The sequence below is a fragment of the Microbacterium sp. NPDC077391 genome (genome assembly GCF_040686955.1).
Classification (GTDB): domain Bacteria; phylum Actinomycetota; class Actinomycetes; order Actinomycetales; family Microbacteriaceae; genus Microbacterium; species Microbacterium commune.
In genome coordinates this window covers 268507-281960 of sequence record NZ_JBFBMI010000004.1, presented here as the reverse complement: position 1 = coordinate 281960, position 13454 = coordinate 268507, and the positions used below count along the sequence as shown (strand labels likewise).

The following is a 13454-nucleotide window of genomic DNA, read 5'->3' as shown; positions in this document are numbered from 1 at the left end:
CAGATCCTCGGGATCAGAAGTCCATGCCGCCCGACGGGTCAGCCGGCATGGCCGGAGCCTTCTCGGGCTTGTCGGCGACGACGACCTCGGTGGTCAGGAACAGGCCGGCGATCGACGCCGCGTTCTGCAGCGCCGAGCGGGTGACCTTGGCCGGGTCGATGATGCCCTGTGCGAACATGTCGCCGTACTCTCCGGTGGCCGCGTTCAGACCGTGGCCGGCGGGGAGCTCGGAGACCTTGTGCGACACGACGCCCGGCTCGAGGCCGGCGTTGATCGCGATCTGCTTCAGCGGAGCGCCGGTCGCGACGCGGACGATGTTCGCACCGGTCGCCTCGTCGCCCTCGAGGTCGAGGGTGTCGAGCACCTTGGCCGACTGCAGCAGCGCGACGCCACCACCGGCGACGATGCCCTCCTCGACGGCTGCCTTCGCGTTACGGACGGCGTCCTCGATGCGGTGCTTGCGCTCCTTGAGCTCGACCTCGGTCGCGGCGCCCGCCTTGATGACGGCGACGCCACCGGCCAGCTTCGCGAGGCGCTCCTGCAGCTTCTCACGGTCGTAGTCGCTGTCGGTGTTCTCGATCTCGCGACGGATCTGGGTGACGCGGCCCTCGATGGCGGACTGCTCGCCCGCACCCTCGACGATCGTGGTCTCGTCCTTGGTGACGATGACCTTGCGTGCACGGCCGAGCAGGTCGAGCGTGGTGTTCTCGAGCTTGAGGCCGACCTCTTCGGTGATGACCTGGCCGCCGGTCAGGATCGCGATGTCCTGCAGCTGGGCCTTGCGACGGTCACCGAAGCCGGGCGCCTTGACGGCCACCGACTTGAAGATGCCGCGGATCTTGTTGAGCACGAGCGTCGCGAGAGCCTCGCCCTCGACGTCCTCGGCGATGATGACGAGCTCCTTGCCGTCCTGGATCACCTTGTCGACGACCGGCAGCAGGTCCTTGATGTTGCCGATCTTCTGGTTGGCGATGAGGATGTACGGGTCCTCGAAGACAGCCTCCTGGCGCTCCGGGTCCGTCACGAAGTAGGGGTTCAGGTAGCCCTTGTCGAAGCGCATGCCCTCGGTGAGCTCGAGCTCGGTGCCGAAGGTCTGCGACTCCTCGACGGTGACGACGCCCTCCTTGCCGACCTTGTCGATGGCCTCGGCGATGAGCTCGCCGATGGCGGGGTCAGCGGCCGAGATCGACGCGGTGGCGGCGATCTGCTCCTTGGACTCGATCTCCTTGGCGCTCTTCAGCAGGTCCTCGGTGATGGCGGCGACGGCCTTCTCGATGCCGCGCTTGAGCGAGATGGGGTCGGCGCCGGCTGCGACGTTGCGCAGACCCTCGCGGACCAGGGCCTGAGCGAGGACGGTCGCGGTGGTGGTTCCGTCACCGGCGACGTCGTCGGTCTTCTTGGCGACCTCCTTGACAAGCTCCGCACCGATCTTCTCGTACGGGTCGTCGAGCTCGATCTCCTTGGCGATCGACACGCCGTCGTTCGTGATCGTGGGAGCGCCCCACTTCTTCTCGAGCACGACGTTGCGACCACGCGGGCCGAGGGTCACCTTGACGGCGTCGGCCAGGGTGTTCAGGCCGCGCTCGAGGCCACGACGGGCCTCCTCATCGAAAGCGATGATCTTTGCCATGAGTCTTTCGTCCCTCCCGGACGTAGGCGATGGGGTATTAGCACTCCAACTGTTCGAGTGCTAACACCAGTCTGGCACTCGACCCATGAGAGTGCAAGCTGCGCGTCCGGACGGACGGACCGCGCGTCAGGGCGCGGGCGTCTCCGCGGCGGGGTCGGACGTCGCCTCATCCACGCCGATCACGACCGTGAGCTGCGGTCGCTCGGAGTCGTTCATCGCGGCGTAGAAATCGCTCTGCTGCACATCGACTCCGCCCAGCACGTCGGCGAGTCCGAGGGCGGCCCCCTCGTCGGCATCCTCGACGTAGAACACGGTCGTCTTCGAGAACTCCTGCGACGCGCCGTCGCTACCGAACACGTCGTCGGTCGACCATCCCTCGGCGAGCAGCTTCTCGCGCACCTCCGCGACCCGACCCTTCTCCGACGTGGCGTTGAGGATCAGCACGCGATACGACGTGTCGACCTGGGCGACGACACCGGGCTGGGTCGCCACCGGGGCCGCCTCGTCTCCGCCGAACAGCGAGATGCGATCCATCATCACCAGCGACACGAAGATCCCGCAGACGATGAGCACGAGCGCGACGGCGGCCGACCACAGCAGCACGACGAGACCGTTCATCCCCGGCTGCTCGGCGCGGTGCGCGCCGACGCGTCCGGTGGCGCGCGGAACGTCGTCGAATCGATCGCGGGAGAGCTTCTGCACCCCTCGATGCTAGCGGGCGGTCGCCGAGAGTCCACACGGAGCGGAGCGCGCCGCAGGGGCCTGCAGGACGGCGTCGTCAGCCGACGAAACCTCGCATGCGCGCGGTGCGCTGCACCGCCCGCGAGTCACGCAGCCGGCGCAGTCGGCGCACGAGCAGCGGGTCGAACTCCAGCGCCGCCTCCGTCTCGATCAGCCGACCGAGGAGCTGGTAGTAGCGCGCCGGACTCATGCCCAGCTGCGCGCGGATGATCTCCTGCTTCATGCCGCCGTGGCGCGGCCAGGCCGCTTCCAGCGTCAGAATCGCGCGATCGCGATCGGATAGTCCACCGAGCATGCGCTCAGGCTACGCGGCATCCGGTCCGATCCGCGGATGCCACTCCCACCAGCGCCCGAGCGGGTCGGCGTCAGCGACCACGCGTGCGTCGAGAGCGACCGCGAAGCCACGGAACGCGGCGGGATCGATCGCCGGCCGCCAGGCGTCGTGCAGCGCGGGGGGATCGATCGTGACCCAGTGCGCGTCCAGCGCGCGGATGCGCTCGATCAGCTCCAGACGGCGCGGTCGGGGCAGGTAGACGAGCACGCCGGGTGTGGTGATGACCAGCTTCGCTCCCGCAGGAGCTTGGGCGACCACCGCCTCGAGCTGCTCGACCGCGTCGCCGGCGCGCAGCATCGGCGGGTCGGCCGCGACGATCGCCATGGCCGCGGCGATCCGCTCGCTGCGCTCGTGCTCCCCCGGCCAGATGAGCGACTCGAGCCAGGTGCGATCGGCGGGCGAGCGCACGTCGATCGGGTCGAGGTCGATGCCCGCACGCCAGGTCACCTCCGGCACACGCAGCTCGGGCAGCCCGCCCGACACGGCGCTGCGCAGGCGCACGGCCGACGGCCCGTCCGACGGGTCGAGGAGACGTCGGGCGCGGCCGTCCGCGCCGTCGATCCGGAACGAGTACCGGTCGGGATACAGGCACAGGCCCGCCGCGGCGCCCAGCTCGAGCAGCGCGATCGGCCCTTCGATCAGGCTCAGCGCCGGCAGCAGCGCGGCCAGCCGGAGCGGCTCGTTGATCTGCACGCCGCGACGCGCGCATTCCGTCACCAGTTCGTCGGCGTGCGCGAGCACGAAGTCGCGCCATGGCCGGTAGCCGCCCACGGGCGCACCGAGCAGTCGCGACACGGCGAACACCAGCGGAGGCTGCCGCTGCTGCGGCGTCAGCCGCTCGAGCACGCCCTGCACGGCGGCATCCGTCGCGACCCCCGTTGCCCACTCGACGTACACGTCGCTGCGTCCTGGCGCCTCCGCGCGGGCGAACCGGTCGTAGCGCTCGGCGACAGCATCCGTCATTCCGCCATTGTCCCAGCGTTCAGCCCGCGCCGGTCGAGCACCCCACGGCCCGCGCGGGTCGCAGAAGCGAGAGAATGGATGCATGGGTTACAGCGTGAACAAGACGGATGCAGAGTGGCGCGCCGAGCTCGGCGACGATCAGTACGCGGTGCTGCGCACAGCGGCGACGGAACGCCCCTGGACGGGAGAGCTGCTCGATGAGGAGCGCGCCGGGCTCTACACCTGCGGCGCGTGCGATGCGGAGCTGTTCCGCAGCGGCACGAAGTTCGACTCGGGCTGCGGGTGGCCGAGCTTCTACGAGTCGGTGCGCCCCGAGGCCGTGGAGCTCATCGAGGACACCTCGCTCGGCATGGTGCGCACCGAGGTGCGCTGCGCGGCGTGCGGGTCGCACCTCGGCCACGTCTTCCCCGACGGGTTCGGAACCCCCACCGGCGACCGCTACTGCATGAACTCCGTGGCGCTGTCGTTCACCCCCGACCCCTCGTGAGCGCGCTCGACGCCGTCCGGCGCCGAGCGTCGTGGTCGCGCGTGACCGATGATGCCCCGACCCGCGAGCAGCTGCTGCCGCTGGTCGAAGCGGCAGGGCGCGTGGCGGACCACTCGTCGCTGCGCCCCTGGCGGCTGATCGAGCTGCGCGGCGATGACCGCCTGACGCTGGGCGCCGCACTGGCGAAGGCCGACGGAGACGACAAGCCCTCCACGAAGCCGATGCGCGCCCCGCTGCTGCTCGCCGTCGTCGCCTCGTACCGCAAAAGCGACAAGGTGCCGCGCTGGGAGCAGGAGGCGGTGGCCTCGGGCGTCGCGCACACCCTCAGCCTTCTGCTGGACGAGGCGGGGTGGGGCGTCATCTGGCGCACCGGCGGTCTGACCCGCACGAAGGCCGTCGCCGAGGCGCACGGCCTGAAGAAGAACGAAGAGCTGCTGGGCTGGCTCTACGTCGGCGGCAAGCCCGACGGCAAGCAGCCCGGTCGTCGTAAGCCGGTGGACGCCGACGCCCTGCTCGGGGCCATGCCGGCGGCATCGACGAAGGACGACGCCCCGGCGAAGGGCGATGCCCTGAAGAAGGCCAGCGCTCCGAAGAAGAAGAAGAAGGACAGGGCGTCGAAGCGCGGGTCGCGCTGACTCAGCGCCGCCGTGGCACGGCGGCGACCACCGATGCCGCCGCGACCACGATCATCGCGGCGAGCTGCCACGTCGCCGGGCCGCGGTCGACCGGCCAGACGACATCGATCACCACCGACGTCACCAGCTGTCCGAGCACGCTGCCGAGCCCGAGCAGCAGCACGCCGGTGTACGGCACCAGCCAGGCGCCGAGCAGGATGTAGGCGAAGCCGAGCAGGCCGCCCAGGTACAGCCACGGCTCGGCCGGGAGCGCGCCGGGCATCCCCCTGGTCGAGACGCTGACCGCGGCACCCGCCAGCAGCACCACGGTGCCGGCGACGAAGCTCATCAGCGTGGCCGCGAGGGGCGACGCGACCCGGCGGGCGAGGCGACCGTTCGCCGCAGCCTGCCACGCGATGCCCGCACCCGCCGCGAACGGGAGCAGCAGCAGCCACAGCGGCGCGGTCGCGAGCACGTCTCCGCCCAGCGAGATGCCGACGGCGGCGAGCGCGAGCGCACCGCCGATCACGCGCCCCGGCGTGACGGCGACGATCCCCGAGGGGCCGACGCCGATGCGGTCCAGCAGCAGGCCGTGCAGCGTCTGGCCCGCCACCACGCCGACGGTGAACAGCGACACTCCCAGCACACCGGCGACGAGTCCCTGCGTGGTGACGGTCAGAGCACCGCACGTGCCGCCGAGAAGCATCCAGAACGGGATGGTGCGGGAGCGGATGCCCGTCAGCAGCCGCCCGAGGCCCGCTCGCCCGGATGGCAGCGCGAGTACCACCACGACGAGGAGACCGAGCCCCACCGCGAAGGAGATGAGACCGGCGACGATGCCGTCGTCGATGCGCACGCCGAGGACGCCGTTGATCCGGGCCTGGATGGCGGTCATCGAGCCGATCGCGACAGCGCCGCCGAGGGCGATCCAGGCGGGCAGCGGGCGAGGGGACGTCACTCGCTTCAGACTACCGGGCCGGGCTCAGCTCGTCGCTCGCGCGGGGGTCTGCACCGCGTCGCCGCTCGCCGATACTCTGTGGGCATGTGCGCGAGCTACGGACTGGATCCCCGTTTCACCGACGCCGAGGGGCTGGCCGACGCCGACGAGGCCGTGCTCGACGGACTGCGCTCGTGGGCGCAGCACAACGCGGGCGAGACTCTGCGACCGACGGGGAGGAACCTGCGGAACCTGAATCCCGTGGTCACCGCGACCGACGGCGCGGCCGCCCTCGAAGCCGCCTGGTGGGGATTCCTCGTCGATGGACAGCCGGCGAGGTTCCCGTCGATCAACACCCGCTCCGAGCGCCTGCAGGACCGACCAGGTGCGCTGCGTACGCGCGGCCTCGTCCCGGCGACAGGCTGGTACGAGATGCAGAAGCCCGAGCGGATCTGGCACGAGTTCGGTCTGGGCCGGGGAGTGCTGTTCTCGATGGCCGCGGTCACCCAGCGCGGCCGCACCCCTGACGGCGACGGGGTGACCTGCTACTCGATCGTGATGCGTCCCGCTCCCCCGCACCTGGCGGACATCCACGACCGGATGCCGGTGCTGATCCCCACGGCGTTCGCCGACGACTGGCTGCATGGCGACCCCACCCGCGATCTCATCGACGAGGCGCTGCTCGCGGCCGCCGGTCTCGACGAGCGGGTCGCCGCCGTGCCGCGCGGCGACGACAGGGGCGCGCAGACCCTCTTCTGATGCGGACGAGGCACGCGCCCCTCGCGGGTGCACGTGCCTCGTGTGTGGAGCCGACTACGGGACTCGAACCCGTAACCCCCGTATTACAAGTACGGTGCGCTACCAATTGCGCCAAGTCGGCGAGCCGCCATCCAGCATAGCGACGGCAGGCGGGTCGCCCGCGCTGTCGAGCAGATCAGGAGGCGGGCGTCGTGGTCGGGGTGGGGGTCGGGGTCGGCTTCGTGGCGCCGAAGTACTCGTCGCTCGCGATGGTGAGCACGAACTGCGAGAACTCGGCGGGGTCGTTCAGAGCCCCGACATAGGACTTGCCGCCGACGAGGATCAGCGCCTCGTTGTTCAGCTTCATGTCGTCGGTGCCCGGCAGCGGGCCCTCGAGAGCCCGATCGGTGGCGGCCTTCGCCCACGACACGAAATCCTGCTTCTCGATGCACGAGCGCACCTTCTTGGCATCCGACACACCGACCGCGACAGCCAGGTCAGCCAGATCGGCGTCGCTGCGACCGTCGCTGTCAGGCTCCGGCTGACCGGTGAGCAGCTCGTGGTTGTAGTCGTAGAAGCTGTTCGGCGCGTAGCTGGCGACGCACGCGGCCGCGGCGGCCGCACGCAGCGAGTACTTCGTCCCGTTGGAGCTGGCGGTGAGCAGGGCGACCGGGTGGTAGGTCACGGTGACGGCCCCCTCCGAGATCCAGCCGGCGAGCTGACGCGCGTTCGCACGCTCGAACTCCGCAGCTCCCGCCGAGAGATAGTCGACGTAGATGTGGATCTCGGTGGGCTTGGCTCCCGCGGTGGCGGACGGATCCGGTGCCGGGGTCGCGCTCTCACCCGTCTCCGCCGCGCTCTCCGTCGGCGCCGGTGTCGCTCCCGGTGCGGACGGCGCCGCAGAGACCTCGGTCACCGTGACGCCGTCGTCGGACATCCCGCTGGGGCTGAGCTGCGGCTTCGAGATCGACGAGCTGACGGCGTAGGCCACGGCGGCGCCGATCGAGCCGACCGCGAGGATCGCGACGAGACCGATGATGAGCCGCCGCATCAGTCGTGCCCGAGACTGCTGGGCGTGCACCAACTGTGCCTTCTCCCGCACCGCTTCGCGCGAATGGCGAGCGACGGGGACGTTCGGCGTTTCGTCGCTCGACATCGTTCCTCTTGAAGATCGGGTGGGAAGGGTGATCCCGCGGCCGCGGAGACTGCGGCGCCGGGTTCGATGCTAACCAGGCAGCCTGAGAAATACCCAGACGCGCTCGGTCGTGCCATACTGATCCCGACCCGATGGCGGGTCACGGCGGGCAGCGTCCGCCGCTTCCATCACAACGGATCGTCCGGCACGTACCTGCCGGTGAAGGAGAAACCATGGCCACCGTTACGTTCGACGACGCCACCCGCCTGTACCCCGGCGGCACTCGCCCCGCGGTCGACAAGCTGAACATCGAGATCGCCGACGGCGAGTTCCTCGTCCTCGTCGGCCCGTCCGGCTGCGGAAAGTCGACATCGCTGCGCATGCTCGCCGGCCTCGAAGAGGTCAACGGCGGCCGCATCCTGATCGGCGACCGCGACGTCACCGACGTGCCGCCGAAGGACCGCGACATCGCGATGGTCTTCCAGAACTACGCGCTGTACCCGCACATGACCGTGGCCGAGAACATGGGCTTCGCGCTGAAGATCGCCGGCATCGGCAAGGAGGAGCGCGCGAGCCGCGTGCTCGAGGCCGCCAAGCTCCTCGACCTCGAGGAGTACCTGAACCGCAAGCCGAAGGCCCTCTCGGGTGGTCAGCGTCAGCGCGTCGCCATGGGCCGCGCGATCGTGCGCCAACCGCAGGTGTTCCTCATGGACGAGCCGCTGTCGAACCTCGACGCCAAGCTGCGCGTGCAGACGCGCACCCAGATCGCGTCGCTGCAGCGCCGGCTCGGCGTCACCACGGTCTACGTCACGCACGACCAGACCGAGGCCCTGACGATGGGCGACCGCATCGCGGTGCTCAAGGACGGCATCCTGCAGCAGGTCGGCACCCCGCGCGACCTGTACGAGCGGCCGAACAACGTCTTCGTGGCCGGCTTCATCGGCTCGCCGGCGATGAATCTGTTCTCGGCTGACCTCGCCGAGGGCGGCGTGCGCTTCGGCACCGAGATCGTGCCGCTCGACCGCGACACCGTCGGGCGCGCCACCGGCAGCCAGGTCACCGTGGGTGTGCGCCCGGAGGACATCACCGTCGGTCCCGCCGACGGGAAGGGCCTCTCGGTCGTCGTCGACCTCGTCGAGGAGCTCGGCGCCGACGGCTACCTGTACGGCCACACCGAGATCAACGGCAAGCGCACCGACATCGTCGCCCGCGTGGACGGCCGCAGCCACCCCAACGCCGGCGAGACGGTCACGCTGGCGGCCAACGCCGGCCACGTGCACGCGTTCGACATCGAGTCGGGCGAGCGCCTCAACGACAAGCCGGTCGTCTCGGCCTGACGAATCAGCACACGCGGCGCGGGCAGACCTGTCGGTCTCCCGCGCCGCGGTGTTTTCCGGAGGAAACATGCAGGAGTCGCTGCGCATCACCGCCAGCTCGATCGATCCGGGGCTGCTGAGCCTGCCGTGGTCGACCCCGCTCGGCAAGTGGCCGTCCGAGCACATCGTGTCGCTGCCGAAGGGGCTCTCACGCCACCTCGTGCGCTTCGCGGATCTGTCGGGACGCGTCGTCGCGGTCAAGGAGACCACGGCGGAGATGGCGCAGCGCGAGTACGACATGCTCGGCAACCTCGGCCGCCTCGATGTGCCCTGTGTCAGCCGGGTCGCGGTGATCGCCGGACGCACGGATGATGACGGCAGGGCGCTGCCCGCCGCGCTCGTCACCTCGCATCTGCGCTTCTCGATGCCCTATCGCGCGCTGTTCACCCAGGTGCTGCGTCCGGACACCGCCACCCGCCTGGTCGACGCGCTCGCCCTGCTGCTCGTGCGGCTGCACAACGTGGGGTTCTACTGGGGAGACGTCTCCCTGTCGAACACCCTGTTCCGGCGCGACGCCGGCGCGTTCGCCGCATATCTGGTGGATGCCGAGACAGGTGAACTGCACGAGGAGGGACTGACCGACGGTCAGCGCGCATACGACCTCGACCTCGCGCGCACGAACATCGCCGGAGAGATCATGGACCTCGCCGCCGGCGGCCGTCTGGAGCGCGGTGTGGATGCTCTCGAGATCGCCGACGGCATTGTCTCGTCGTATCGGTCGCTGTGGGCGGCGCTCACCGACGAGGAGACGTTCTCGACCGGGGAGACCTGGCGCATCACCGAGCGCGTCGAGAAGCTCAATGCACTCGGCTTCGACATCGACGAGATGTCGATGGAGACCACCGCCGACGGCACGACCGTGCGCATCCAGCCGAAGGTCGTCGACGCCGGGCACCATCAGCGACGGCTGATCCGCCTCACCGGTCTCGACGTGGAGGAGAACCAGGCCCGTCGGCTGCTCAACGACCTCGACGAGTTCCGGGTGCGCTCGACCAAGGCATGGACCGAAGAGGAGATGTACGCGCACGAATGGCTGACCCGCGTGTTCGAGCCGGTCGTGCGCGCCATCCCCTACGACCTGCGCGCCAAGCTCGAGCCCGCCGAGGTGTATCACCAGGTGCTCGAGCACCGCTGGTACCTGTCGCAGGCGCAGTCGCGGTCGGTGCCGCTCGCCGAGGTGCTCACGAGCTACATCAACGACGTGCTGCGGCACCGTCGCGACGAAGCGACCATCATGGGACCGCCCACCGAATCGTTGAGCGTTCCGGTCGAAACCGGTTCGGTCGAGGTGTCAGACGACACCGCCGCGATCGACTGGCGCGACCTCGTCTAGCGCTAGTAGCCGACCGCGAAGCGGTCGTTGCGATGCTTGGGCTGCTCGATCTCGTCGACGACGGCGATCGCGAAGTCCGCGCCCGAGATGGTGGAGTTCCCGTCGGCATCCCGAACCAGCACGTCGCCGCCGTCCCGGTAGCGGCCGGTGCGCTCGCCTTCTACCCAGGGACCGAACACCTCGGCGGGATGGATGAAGAACCACTCCAGGTCATCGGTCTGCTGCAGCAGCTCGAGCGAGTCGATGCCCACCTGCGCCTCGTGCTTGTACTCCTCGGGGAAGCCCTGGTCGAACAGGCGCGGTCCGCCCGGGGCGACCAGGCTGCCGCCTGCTCCGCCGACGACGCCGAGGCGGCTCGGGGTGCCGGCGAGCCTCTTGATCAGGCCCCGCAGCGCCCCGATGACCTCGTTCTCCATATCGCCGCGCGGTGAGAGCGCAGAGACGACGGCGTCAGCACCGTCGAAGACATCCCCGAGGGCGTCGAGGTCGAGCACCGAGCCCTGCACGTACTGCGCGCCGTCGAGCGGGGCGTCCGGCGCCTGACGGGAGATCACCGTCATCTCGTGCCCTCGGCTCACCGCCTCGCGGGCGATGTGCGATCCGGCGTAGCCGGTTCCTCCGATGACGACGATGCGGGACATCCGTGTTCCTTCCGATGCTCGAACGGGTTCACCGAGTACAAGTCGCGCGGGTGCGCGTCCTATTCCGCGGCGGCTCGGACGGTCGACACCTGGTACAGCGCGACGGACGCCGCGATGCCGGCGTTCAGCGACTCGGTCGCCGACGAGATCGGGATCGACACGATCTGATCGCAGGTCTCGGTGACCAGGCGCGAGAGTCCCTTGCCCTCCGAGCCGACCACGATCACGACGGGACGATCGGCGAGCTCCAGCGCGGGAAGCGCGACATCTCCCCCGCCGTCGAGACCGAGCACGAACACGCCCTGCTTCTTGAACTCCTTCAGCAGCGTGGTGAGGTTCGCGGCCAGAGCGACGGGCAGGCGTGCAGCCGCCCCGGCGCTGGTCTTCCACGCCGCGCTGTTCACGCTCGCCGAGCGGCGCTGCGGCAGGATGATGCCGTGACCGCCGAACGCTGCGGTGGAGCGGATGATCGCGCCGAGATTGCGCGGATCGGTGATGCCGTCGAGGGCCACGAACAGCGGCATCTCACCGCGATCGATGACCTGCTCGAGCAGATCCTGCGGGTGCGCGTACTCGTACGGCGGCACCTTCAGTGCGACGCCCTGGTGCACTCCGTCGAACCCGGCCATGCGGTCGAGCTCCTGGCGGGTGACCTCGAGCACGGGGATCTCGCGGTTCCGCGCGATCGAGAGCATCTCCTTGACGCGATCGTCCATCTCGACGCGCTGGGCGATGTAGAACGTCGTCGCGGGGATCTTCGTCCGCAGGGCCTCGAGCACCGAGTTGCGACCGGTGACGGTCTCGGTGTCATCGGTCGCCTTGCTGCGCGACTGACGGTTCATGTCACGGCTCTGCGGCTTCTGCCCGCCCGCCTTGCCCTTGCCGCCGGCGGCGGCGAAGCGCTCCTGGGCGGCCTTGCGCTTGCCGGCGACGTGCCAGCTGCGGTCCTCGGCCTTGGGCGTGGGACCACGACCCTCGAGCGCCTTGCGGCCGAGACCGCCGGTGCCCTTGGTGGCACCCTTCTTCTTGCTGTTGCCCGCTCCGGGGCGGCCAGGCTTAGCCATCGATACTCCAATGCGTTCCGTCCGGAGTGTCCTCCAGAGTGATTCCTGCCGCGGCGATCGCATCACGGATGCGATCGGCCGAGGCCCAGTCCTTCTCCGCGCGCGCCTGCGCGCGCTGGGTGATCATCGTCTTCACGAGCGTGTCCAGGGCGGATGCCTCGGCCCGGTCCGTGGTGTCGGTGTCCCACTCTCGTGCGAGCGGGTCGACGCCGATGATGCCCGCCATCTCGCGCACCTGCAGCGCCGCGAGCTGCGCGTCGGCGCCGCGGCCGGCATCGAGCATGCTGTTGCCCGCCCGCACGGTCTCGTGCAGCACGGCGAGCGCCTGCGGGACGCCGAGGTCGTCGTCCATCGCGGCCGCGAAGGCGGCCGGCAGGGCGGAGCTCGGCTCCGCTCCCGTCGACGGCGGTTCCGCCGTCGCGAGCCCGGCGGGCCGTCGCGCGGCGCGCTCGAGGAACGACCGGATGCGTCCGAGCGCGGAATCGGCTTCCGCGAACGACGACTCGGTCAGATCCAGGCTCGAGCGGTAGTGCGCGGCGGCGAGGGCGTAGCGCACGACGAGCGGGTGCTGAGCGGAGAGCACATCGGCGGCGAGGGTGAAGTTGCCCAGCGACTTCGACATCTTCTGACCGCCCACCGTGACGAGTCCGTTGTGCACCCAGTACCGCGCGAAGCCGTCACCGGCCGCGGTCGACTGCGCGAGCTCGTTCTCGTGGTGCGGGAAGCGCAGGTCGAGCCCACCGCCATGGATGTCGAACTCCGCGCCGAGGTAGCGCTTCGACATCGCCGAGCACTCGATGTGCCAGCCGGGGCGGCCGCGTCCCCACGGTGAATCCCACACGGCATCCGCCTGCTCGTCGCTCTTCGCGCCCTTCCACAGCGCGAAGTCCTGCGGGCTCCGCTTGCCGCGCGGGTCGGCGTCCGCCGCCGCCTCCATGGCATCCACCGACTGACGGGTGAGTGAGCCGTATTCGGACCACGAGCGCACGTCGAAGTAGACGTCGCCCGAGTCGTCCGCTGCGGCGTAGGCGTGTCCGCGCCCGATGAGGGCGGCGATCAGGTCGTGCATCTGCGGGATGAACCCCGTCGCGCGCGGCTCGTAGGTGGGCGGCAGGATGCCGACAGCGGAATACGCCTGCGAGAACTCCTGCTCCATGCGGTACGCGAGCGCCCACCACGGCTCGGTCTCGGTCGCGTTGGCGAGCACCTTGTCATCGATGTCGGTGACGTTGCGCACGAACGTCACCCGCCCGTATCGGTGCTCGAGCCAGCGACGCAGCAGGTCGAAACTCAGAGCGGCGCGCACGTGCCCGATGTGCGGGCCGGACTGCACGGTGGGACCGCAGACGTACATCGTCACGTTCGAGGCATCGAGCGGGGCGAAGTCGCGCAGCTGCTGCGCGCGAGTGTCGTACAGGCGGATCGTCACTGCACAAGACTACCGGGGCGACGCGTCGCGCA

Annotated in this window: 14 protein-coding genes and 1 tRNA gene; 5 read left to right on the top strand and 10 right to left on the bottom strand. The window is 69.9% G+C overall.

Annotated features, from left to right (window positions below; translation table 11 throughout):
* Positions 1-13: 13 nt before the first annotated feature.
* The 4 genes from groL to AB0O65_RS12315 form a co-directional block, all read right to left on the bottom strand.
* Positions 14-1630 carry a chaperonin GroEL gene (gene groL, locus AB0O65_RS12330; RefSeq protein ID WP_071640560.1) on the bottom strand — a complete coding sequence of 539 codons (1617 nt, stop codon included), beginning with the start codon at positions 1628-1630 and terminating at the stop codon, positions 14-16.
* Positions 1631-1756: 126 nt separating this feature from the next.
* Positions 1757-2332, bottom strand: a complete 576-nt coding sequence (locus tag AB0O65_RS12325; protein WP_256220984.1) for a LytR C-terminal domain-containing protein — start codon at positions 2330-2332, stop codon at positions 1757-1759.
* A gap of 76 nt (positions 2333-2408) precedes the next feature.
* Entirely contained in the window at positions 2409-2666 is a 258-nt protein-coding gene (locus AB0O65_RS12320) for a DUF3263 domain-containing protein (RefSeq protein WP_363385478.1), read from the bottom strand.
* Positions 2667-2675: 9 nt separating this feature from the next.
* On the bottom strand, positions 2676-3668 hold the full coding sequence (locus AB0O65_RS12315) for a DUF2332 domain-containing protein (RefSeq protein WP_071640557.1): 993 nt from the start codon (positions 3666-3668) through the stop codon (positions 2676-2678).
* A gap of 82 nt (positions 3669-3750) precedes the next feature.
* Between AB0O65_RS12315 and msrB the strand changes: the two genes are divergently transcribed.
* The gene (gene msrB, locus AB0O65_RS12310) at positions 3751-4155 is read left to right on the top strand and encodes a peptide-methionine (R)-S-oxide reductase MsrB (RefSeq protein WP_071640554.1); all 405 of its coding nucleotides are present in this window, start codon (positions 3751-3753) and stop codon (positions 4153-4155) included.
* Positions 4152-4790 (top strand): nitroreductase family protein, encoded by a 639-nt coding sequence (locus tag AB0O65_RS12305; protein ID WP_363385473.1) that lies wholly within the window; start codon positions 4152-4154, stop codon positions 4788-4790. Before msrB ends, AB0O65_RS12305 begins: the two co-directional genes overlap by 4 nt.
* 1 nt (position 4791) lies before the next feature.
* On the opposite strand, the gene AB0O65_RS12300 is transcribed toward AB0O65_RS12305, so the two are convergent.
* Positions 4792-5736, bottom strand: a complete 945-nt coding sequence (locus AB0O65_RS12300; RefSeq protein ID WP_363385509.1) for a DMT family transporter — start codon at positions 5734-5736, stop codon at positions 4792-4794.
* Between the two features lie 75 nt (positions 5737-5811).
* Between AB0O65_RS12300 and AB0O65_RS12295 the strand changes: the two genes are divergently transcribed.
* Positions 5812-6465 carry an SOS response-associated peptidase family protein gene (locus AB0O65_RS12295; RefSeq protein WP_191712854.1) on the top strand — a complete coding sequence of 218 codons (654 nt, stop codon included), beginning with the start codon at positions 5812-5814 and terminating at the stop codon, positions 6463-6465.
* A gap of 45 nt (positions 6466-6510) precedes the next feature.
* Here the strand turns inward: AB0O65_RS12295 and AB0O65_RS12290 are convergent.
* Together AB0O65_RS12290 and AB0O65_RS12285 are read right to left on the bottom strand one after the other, a co-directional pair.
* Positions 6511-6586 (bottom strand) — tRNA-Thr (locus AB0O65_RS12290).
* A 54-nt stretch (positions 6587-6640) separates the two neighbouring features.
* Entirely contained in the window at positions 6641-7600 is a 960-nt protein-coding gene (locus AB0O65_RS12285) for a thioredoxin domain-containing protein (RefSeq protein WP_071640552.1), read from the bottom strand.
* 212 nt (positions 7601-7812) lie between these two features.
* Between AB0O65_RS12285 and ugpC the strand changes: the two genes are divergently transcribed.
* Entirely contained in the window at positions 7813-8916 is a 1104-nt protein-coding gene (ugpC, locus tag AB0O65_RS12280; protein WP_071640550.1) for a sn-glycerol-3-phosphate ABC transporter ATP-binding protein UgpC, read from the top strand.
* Between the two features lie 67 nt (positions 8917-8983).
* Entirely contained in the window at positions 8984-10288 is a 1305-nt protein-coding gene (locus AB0O65_RS12275) for a DUF4032 domain-containing protein (RefSeq protein ID WP_071640548.1), read from the top strand.
* A gap of 2 nt (positions 10289-10290) precedes the next feature.
* Here the strand turns inward: AB0O65_RS12275 and AB0O65_RS12270 are convergent, their stop codons facing one another.
* From AB0O65_RS12270 to cysS, 3 genes are read right to left on the bottom strand one after another with little or no spacing between them, the layout of a single operon-like run.
* Positions 10291-10929 carry an NAD(P)H-binding protein gene (locus AB0O65_RS12270; protein WP_363385468.1) on the bottom strand — a complete coding sequence of 213 codons (639 nt, stop codon included), beginning with the start codon at positions 10927-10929 and terminating at the stop codon, positions 10291-10293.
* Positions 10930-10988: 59 nt separating this feature from the next.
* Entirely contained in the window at positions 10989-11993 is a 1005-nt protein-coding gene (rlmB, locus tag AB0O65_RS12265) for a 23S rRNA (guanosine(2251)-2'-O)-methyltransferase RlmB (protein ID WP_071640544.1), read from the bottom strand.
* The gene (gene cysS / locus AB0O65_RS12260; protein WP_363385465.1) at positions 11986-13422 is read right to left on the bottom strand and encodes a cysteine--tRNA ligase; all 1437 of its coding nucleotides are present in this window, start codon (positions 13420-13422) and stop codon (positions 11986-11988) included. The genes rlmB and cysS overlap by 8 nt, the downstream gene beginning before the upstream one ends.
* Between the last annotated feature and the right edge of the window lie 32 nt (positions 13423-13454).

Bases quoted from the DNA above. Each gene is read 5' to 3' on its own strand.
- AB0O65_RS12270 (WP_363385468.1), bottom strand. From the start codon at position 10,929: ATGTCCCGCATCGTCGTCATCGGAGGAACCGGCTACGCCGGATCGCAC.
- AB0O65_RS12285 (WP_071640552.1), bottom strand. From the start codon at position 7,600: ATGTCGAGCGACGAAACGCCGAACGTCCCCGTCGCTCGCCATTCGCGC.
- ugpC (WP_071640550.1), top strand. From the start codon at position 7,813: ATGGCCACCGTTACGTTCGACGACGCCACCCGCCTGTACCCCGGCGGC.
- groL (WP_071640560.1), bottom strand. From the start codon at position 1,630: ATGGCAAAGATCATCGCTTTCGATGAGGAGGCCCGTCGTGGCCTCGAG.
- AB0O65_RS12275 (WP_071640548.1), top strand. From the start codon at position 8,984: ATGCAGGAGTCGCTGCGCATCACCGCCAGCTCGATCGATCCGGGGCTG.
- AB0O65_RS12315 (WP_071640557.1), bottom strand. From the start codon at position 3,668: ATGACGGATGCTGTCGCCGAGCGCTACGACCGGTTCGCCCGCGCGGAG.
- AB0O65_RS12320 (WP_363385478.1), bottom strand. From the start codon at position 2,666: ATGCTCGGTGGACTATCCGATCGCGATCGCGCGATTCTGACGCTGGAA.
- rlmB (WP_071640544.1), bottom strand. From the start codon at position 11,993: ATGGCTAAGCCTGGCCGCCCCGGAGCGGGCAACAGCAAGAAGAAGGGT.
- AB0O65_RS12295 (WP_191712854.1), top strand. From the start codon at position 5,812: ATGTGCGCGAGCTACGGACTGGATCCCCGTTTCACCGACGCCGAGGGG.
- msrB (WP_071640554.1), top strand. From the start codon at position 3,751: ATGGGTTACAGCGTGAACAAGACGGATGCAGAGTGGCGCGCCGAGCTC.